At 38.0% G+C, this 6,346-nt stretch carries 5 protein-coding genes; 2 read left to right on the plus strand and 3 right to left on the minus strand.

The window, feature by feature from the left end; genetic code table 11:
• Nucleotides 1-311: 311 nt before the first annotated feature.
• From ACC612_RS11250 to ACC612_RS11260, 3 genes are all read right to left on the minus strand, one after another.
• The gene (locus ACC612_RS11250) at nt 312-1,382 is read right to left on the minus strand and encodes an L-threonylcarbamoyladenylate synthase (protein WP_371854630.1); all 1,071 of its coding nucleotides are present in this window, start codon (nt 1,380-1,382) and stop codon (nt 312-314) included.
• Nucleotides 1,372-2,649, minus strand: coding sequence for a RuBisCO large subunit C-terminal-like domain-containing protein (locus ACC612_RS11255; protein ID WP_371854631.1), 1,278 nt, complete (start codon nt 2,647-2,649; stop codon nt 1,372-1,374). The genes ACC612_RS11250 and ACC612_RS11255 overlap by 11 nt, the downstream gene beginning before the upstream one ends.
• Before the next feature lie 559 nt (nt 2,650-3,208).
• Nucleotides 3,209-3,412, minus strand: a complete 204-nt coding sequence (locus ACC612_RS11260; protein ID WP_371854632.1) for a CxxC-x17-CxxC domain-containing protein — start codon at nt 3,410-3,412, stop codon at nt 3,209-3,211.
• Between the two features lie 300 nt (nt 3,413-3,712).
• Here ACC612_RS11260 and ACC612_RS11265 point away from each other — a divergent pair, with 300 nt between their 5' ends.
• Both ACC612_RS11265 and ACC612_RS11270 read left to right on the plus strand, forming a co-directional pair.
• Nucleotides 3,713-4,714: a hypothetical protein gene (locus tag ACC612_RS11265; RefSeq protein ID WP_371854633.1), complete on the plus strand. Its 1,002-nt coding sequence runs from the start codon at nt 3,713-3,715 to the stop codon at nt 4,712-4,714.
• A gap of 151 nt (nt 4,715-4,865) precedes the next feature.
• Nucleotides 4,866-5,963, plus strand: coding sequence for a citrate/2-methylcitrate synthase (locus ACC612_RS11270; protein ID WP_371854634.1), 1,098 nt, complete (start codon nt 4,866-4,868; stop codon nt 5,961-5,963).
• Nucleotides 5,964-6,346: the final 383 nt, after the last annotated feature.

Below are 6,346 nucleotides of genomic sequence, written 5' to 3' on the forward strand. Positions count from 1 at the left end.
GTATGTAGTGTATAGTTCCAAGACAAAATAGAGTTTCAGGAAAGAGGTTTTTTTCTTTCCGATCTTTATATCACTTCATCTTCTTAAGAGAACGGCGTACCATAATGTTTGATAACATGGTATAAAGGAAAACGATAATTCCTGTCCATAGTAACGGAACTCCGAATGTTTCTTTTCCCAGATACGATAGGACTAATCCTATAGACAAAATAACGACGTTTAGTCGTGCCAGTTGCTTATTTGTCTTTAATATTTGAATGTATCGTTGCTTTGCATGTAGCTGATCCTTTTTGTACTCTTTCATAATACTCCTATAGTTGAATTATCATTTCTGAGGCTTTTCTTAGCCTGTTCATTACAGCTGTACCTACGCCTTCGTGTGTAAAAGAACCATCGGCAAGTATGATATTTACTCCTTTCTCATCCAAAGCACGCAGTCCCAGGAAAAGATTTCGTGCGACCTCTTCAGGTTCATCTTTTGCGCCAAGATATACAATATCATTTGTAAGAGAAGAAAGTGCCATATCAGTAACAAGTAAACCTACTCTGTCGCCTTTGCAAGTGAGTTCGGCATACATCTCACGGATCTTATTTGATACATGATCCTGAGTTCCTTCCAGAAGCATAACAGTTGCACTTGGAGAATAATGGGTATATTTCATACCTGGTGACCTTACAATACCTGGGGGGTCTGTAAGATGGTTGTTATATCCTATCTCGACTTCTCCTATTATCTCCTCTATTTTCTTTGCGGATACATAACCGGGTCTTAATATTGCAGGTTTTTCTCCGCTCATATCGATAACTGTAGACTCCACACCTATGCAGGTATTTCCTGCATCTATTACAGCATCTATTTTTCCATCCAGGTCGTATAATACATGGGCTGCGTTTGTAGGGCTTGGACGGCCTGAAATGTTTGCACTTGGCGCTGCAATGGGTTTACCAGCTACTCTTATTAGCTCCCGGGCAACAATATCACTTGGCATCCTTACAGCAACTGTATCCAGTCCTCCGGTAGTGATATCTGGTACGATTCCTTTTCTTTTAAGAATTAATGTCAACGGCCCTGGCCAGAAAGCTTCGATGAGGGATAGGGCTTTCGGGGGAATTTCTAATACTAATTCTTCTAACTGTTGCACAGAAGCCACATGTACAATAAGCGGATTGTCTGCAGGCCTACCTTTTGCATAAAATATCCTGTTGACGGCTATGGGATCAAGTGCATTGGCTCCAAGCCCATATACGGTTTCCGTGGGAATGGCAACAGTTCCGCCTCTTTGGATTATATCAGCACATTCCCTGATTACTTCAGATAAATTGCTGGAGGTTATTTTGAAGACTCTTGTCTGCTTATTCATTTTTGTAGTATTATGCGCCATTATTCAAGGCAACTTGTAATTCTGCATGGACTTCTCCGTACTCCTCTAGGGATGTACCAGCGAGCATTGCATCAATAGCTTGTCTGCAAGCTTTTGCACCTGCAACAGTACCCATTGGATGTGAGTGTATAGTACTGTCGAATTGTATTATAACATCTTTGCCAAAGACATTTATCACTTCAGTTACTAATGTAGGCTCTAAAATACAGGAAGCAACAGGTAGCATAGGCTTGATACCATCCCAATTTTGAGAAAGAATATGCATTTTTTCCTTTTCTTTGACTTTATCCATGGTGCAACAATCGCGCAGAACGATCAATTCTTTCTTGTTTTCCTGAATTTTATCAATAGTTCCGATATGCAGCTGGTCAAATCCTGCAAGACGTGCAAGTTTTGTCATCAGGTATGCACTGATTCCGTGATTATTCATTCGGGCAAAAGCATCATATTCCATACCATTTGCATGTATTGCAAGTTCCAGTTCTTCAGTGATATCTCGCAATGTCTGAAGAGCACTCCAGCCAGTGTGAAGCGTATCTATCATTACATAATGGCCACCTATATTGCTTATGAAACTTGCTCTCCTTATCATTTCTTCACATGTGGGGGCAGTGATGTTACATATGTACATCTTTCGTTCACCTGTAGTTTCTTCTGCATCATCTTTGGCTTTGAATGCAAGTTCAGCACGCTTTTCAAACCTGTTGAACTTCTGATCTGTCAGATTATTATCGTCCTTTACGAGATCACAGCCTCCTATGAAACAATTGTATGCTACTTTAGCATGTGTTACAGGATCAAGGCCAATAGTTGGCGTTACTGTGGTACATAAAAAAGGACGGTCATAAACACCAAGAAGTTCTCTTACTCCTTCTACACCATATTTCGGTCCCCAGAATTCGCTTAACGGATCTGGCGGGAAGACAATATCATTCAATTTCAGCTTACTAATTATCTTGCTGTCGAACACGTTATCTGCAACAGCATTAAGTATCTGGGTCAATGAGCAAAACTCAAACAGGTCCTGCGAATAGGAAACTTTAACAGTGTGCTTTTTCTTGTCAACATAGAATACATGGGGTTTAAGTTTCTCTGCAAGTTTTGGACTCAATATGGATATATCGTTCCATTTGCCAATGGAACTTTCTCTTGCCAGATAACTACAGGCCTCCTCAAACACAACTCCTGAAGCCGGTTCAAGATTATATTCACATATAAACTCATTTTCGTATGGAATATATCCAATGTCTATGTACTCTTTTAACATTCCCATCTTCCCTTCATATCCTTAACAGTTAAGGATATAAATTATATAATGCACCACACTAAGAGCAGGAGGTAATGACTTATCTTCTAATATATTGAAAGGTTATCAGATAAGTATTGTGTTGTGTCTATATGTCCTGTACTCATTATTCTGGACAATTGCTTTATGTTTTAAATGTAAATTTGGACTAAATCTTTAAATCCTGTCCTCAAGATAAACTATATATATCATTAATTCGTATGAAGGGCAAGTGAGCGGGTACAACATTTTTAACCCCACTCCCACACTAACCCCCACTCCCCAACCCGCTCACATGATTATTGGGAGTAAATATCAATCTACTTTTTGTAGACGTCTGTCTTTGATGATTCTAATATCTGGTTACTTCGTTGTATTTACAGAGTTTTAGGGTATATTTTTGACACAGAAGAATTAGCTTTATTAGTGTTGTAAATAGGATAAAAACTAAAATCCTTAATAGAATATATCATAAAAAGAATTCTGCCGACCATAATAATGTCGGCAATAGAATAATTAACGTATACTAATGATGAGATAATTAGTATCTCTTTGGTGGCCTGTGAGCTGGTAGGCAGTCCCTACAGTATACTGGTCTGTCGGGGTCAGGTGCGAAAGGTACCTGTGTTTCCTTACCACAGTCTGCGCAGGTTGCATTGTGCATTTCTCTGTTTTCCCTGTTGAAGCCACCGTGGCCACTGCCGCCTCTGCTTCCATGGGATGATCCGGATCCTCTGCGGTCCATATCTTTTACCTCCTATTTAGTTTATTATCAATCTATCCAAAAGAGACACTCTGTTTCTGATAGGAGGCTTTTTGAACATAATTGACTAGTTTATACATTGTTTTTTTAAATATAATGCTTTTGCTCCATATTAGCTAGAAAATCCTTATGATATCAAACGGTTGATTGTGATTTTATTTAAAACCAATAAGTAATATATAATTTTTGCTATAATATCATTAAGATTCATATTTAGTAGGTTTATATGTATTGGTCCTATAGAAATAGGATTCATAAGGTATCAGATGCAGATGGTAATCTATGGATCAGAAAGCAGGTAAGAAACTAAAGGGCAAATCCATTTTCACTACCGAAGTTCTCGAAGATGAGGAAGCAGAAAAGTCCAACGTTGAGAATGATGTCAATACTCTTTCTCTAGAAAGATTACTTGAACCCGATACTTCAGAAATAAAGAGTCTAAAAACACTTCACAAAAAAGAAGAGGAATATTCCCCTTATTTGCTTGCTTTTGAATACCCCATCGCTTATTATTATCTCGAGTATGATAGGAAATTAACTGACAAAGACGTGGTTAGAGTACTGCGAAATATTAAAAAAGGTATTGGTGTCAATCTCTCTTGTTTTGATGATCCGTTGGGAGCAACTATACTTGAAGCCCTTGCAGAAGCACTTGCTGAAAAGCCAATCAGCAAACATGAATTAGTGCTTGTAATTGATTACATTTTATGGTGTATAGACAACCGTTCGTGGATGGGGGATAAGCAGTCATATGTAAAAGGACTATGTTACATGTTCAATCTCTATAGTGAACTTGAAGAAAGGCAATATGTCCAGCATATTGAAAAATTAGGTAAAAAACTGGGTTTTGATAAGAATACTATCGATGGTTTGCTGCTGAAGAACGAAGAACCTGTTGACAATACTGATGAGGAGTCCAGGGCATTACTTCTTGAAAGTGAGTTCTTTGCTATGGATGACAAATCAAAAGTTAGCTTCTTGTTAGGGCATGGTTATGAACATTTTGATCTGTTTGAAAAATATGTCGTGGAACTCGGGGAAAGAAAGGAATTTGGTGTTATCAAAGAACTAGTAAACCATTACATTAAGGAATGTGATGACAAAACAGAGTTATATGTGCTTGCAGGTACTATTTTGTTTGAGGAAGACAAGAACCGTGCTAAAAGTTATTATTGTAAAGCTCTCCACGAACTTGAACAAGATAACAATGTACCTGAAAGAACAAAGATGGTGATCACAAAAGAGTTAAAAAAACTGATTAAAAAATGTGATAAACATAATTGAGATTGATATGTGCAAGGAATATGTTCGCAGTTTTGCGTTAACTATCTATTAAAAATAGATGCAAAATCGTAAGAATATTTAAATATCTTTGAATAAAAGACTCATGTATCATATTTTACTAGAAAAACGTTTTTAATATTCCGGGGTTTTAATGAAACAAGTGAAAAAGGGCTTAGAAGGCGTTGTAGCTCTGGACACACAAATATCTTTTATAGATGGTGTACAGGGTATACTGAAATATAGGGGTATAGAAATAGAACAACTTGCAGGTTTGTCCTATGATGCAGTTTCCTACCTACTTATATACGGTAAAATGCCTGATACGGGAGAACTGGCAGAGTTTTCTATAAATCTGCGTAAGGAGCGAAAAGTAGATCCACGTCTTTTAAACATGTTAAAGTTCTGTGATTTTGAAAATGAATCCCTCGATGCCTTGAGAACTGCCATCTCTGTATGTGCACATTTTGATGAAGATTCCCATGATATCTCTAAACAGGCTAACGTTAGAAAAACCATAAGGCTCATTGCCAGATTTCCAACAATAGTAGCTGCTTTCTATAGGATGGCAAATGGATTGGAAGTAGTAGCACCTGATCCATCTCTTGCTCATGGAGCAAATTTTCTATATATGTTAAGAGGTAACCGTCCTACGGAACTGGAAGCACAAGCAATGGAAAAGGACTTTATTCTCAGTGCAGAACATGAGTTAAACCCTTCTACTTTTGCTTTGAGGATTACCGCTTCCACTCTTTCCGATCTGCATTCTGCTGTTATATCCGGTCTATGTACTCTCAAAGGTCCTTTGCACGGTGGAGCAAGGAAAGGAGTAATGGACATGCTTGATGATATTGGTTCAATGGATAATATAGGAAAATATGTTCAAGAACACCTGGAGCATAAGCAGAGAATAATGGGATTCGGGCACAGGGTCTATAAAACCTATGATCCCAGGGCCCGTATCTATAAGGATATAGCGATGAAAGTGGCGATGGAAAAAGGAAATAACCACTGGTTTGACCTTGCCCGAGAAATAGAATCGATAATGTATCATGAAATGGTCGAAAATCAACATAAGCCCATATATCCAAATGTGGATTTCTATTCAGGAGTGCTATACAAGGATCTGGAAATTCCTCCATACCTTGCAACTTCTATCTTTGCAATAGGGCGTATTTCTGGGTGGATAGCCCACTGCCTTGAGCAATATTCTGATAACAGGGTAATAAGGCCAAGGGCACATTTTGTTTAAAAAGTTGAATATGGCATATTCAATGTGTATGAAGTGTTTTCGACAGAGTTCTCAAAGAGATCTCCTCTTTACATCATTAGTTTATATGGCATATCTTTTTAGTGATCGATCTGGCCAAATTTATTGTCTTTATATCTAATGCTATCTCTAAAAAACGATATTGTCCGCATCGACTAAACAAAAAATAGTTTTTAAAATCAATGTTCTAATACTAGTGCCATGCCCCAACATTAGTTACAAAGTCAGTTGTGGGCGGCAGGTATTTATAGTAGTGTGTACTTCTAGGGGTGCTCGCAAGGGGCTTTGCGGCGCGGAAACGCAATGCAGCTCGCTTGAGAGATCTAAAGTTAAGCAATCATCGATAAATGTTCGTTTTTGCATGT

The organism is Methanomethylovorans sp. (assembly GCF_041447285.1).
GTDB lineage: Archaea > Halobacteriota > Methanosarcinia > Methanosarcinales > Methanosarcinaceae > Methanomethylovorans.

Bases quoted from the DNA above. Each gene is read 5' to 3' on its own strand.
- ACC612_RS11250 (WP_371854630.1), bottom strand. From the start codon at position 1,382: ATGGCGCATAATACTACAAAAATGAATAAGCAGACAAGAGTCTTCAAA.
- ACC612_RS11270 (WP_371854634.1), top strand. From the start codon at position 4,866: ATGAAACAAGTGAAAAAGGGCTTAGAAGGCGTTGTAGCTCTGGACACA.
- ACC612_RS11260 (WP_371854632.1), bottom strand. From the start codon at position 3,412: ATGGACCGCAGAGGATCCGGATCATCCCATGGAAGCAGAGGCGGCAGT.
- ACC612_RS11255 (WP_371854631.1), bottom strand. From the start codon at position 2,649: ATGTTAAAAGAGTACATAGACATTGGATATATTCCATACGAAAATGAG.
- ACC612_RS11265 (WP_371854633.1), top strand. From the start codon at position 3,713: ATGGATCAGAAAGCAGGTAAGAAACTAAAGGGCAAATCCATTTTCACT.